Below are 431 nucleotides of genomic sequence, written 5' to 3' on the forward strand. Positions count from 1 at the left end.
AGGTATACACTGCGATTCGTGGTTTGGCTGCGCTGATGTTGTTGCTGTTGAGCTCKKGGCCTGCGGTAGCAAAAACGGTATCGACGGGGACAGATCTGGGCCGTGGTGCAGCAGAAACGCCAGCACGCTTACGGGTGTGTTATTACCAAGATCAAGCGTATTCCATTGGTGCGGTATTGAATGTTGAAGGTGTGTTGCTTGAGTGTGTTGCGGAGAAGAGTTTTGAAACCAACGGTGCACTGAAGTGGCAGCAGATCAAAATAAAAGACGAGCCTAAATCGTAGGCTCGTCTAAGAATAACGTTAGGGATTAACGTGATAAAGAGCGGCTTTTCAGTTCAAAAATCAGTTTCTCTGCACTCACTTCGAATTTAAAGCGAGCAGTGAGCTCAGTGGCGTCATCAGTCAGCTCTGTGGTGTTGTATTCCACAT

The 431-nt window shown here is 47.8% G+C and carries 2 protein-coding genes; one reads left to right on the forward strand and one right to left on the reverse strand.

The genetic code is table 11. The features are described from left to right. Positions 1-14: 14 nt before the first annotated feature. On the forward strand, positions 15-284 hold the full coding sequence (locus tag CIK04_RS29600) for a DUF1496 domain-containing protein (RefSeq protein ID WP_325206006.1): 270 nt from the start codon (positions 15-17) through the stop codon (positions 282-284). A 25-nt stretch (positions 285-309) separates the two neighbouring features. On the opposite strand, the gene CIK04_RS29605 is transcribed toward CIK04_RS29600, so the two are convergent. Beyond that, the coding region (locus tag CIK04_RS29605) for a DUF406 family protein (protein WP_128824760.1) at positions 310-431 on the reverse strand (122 nt) is incomplete at its 5' end.

Source organism: Vibrio sp. 03_296 (genome assembly GCF_002265885.1).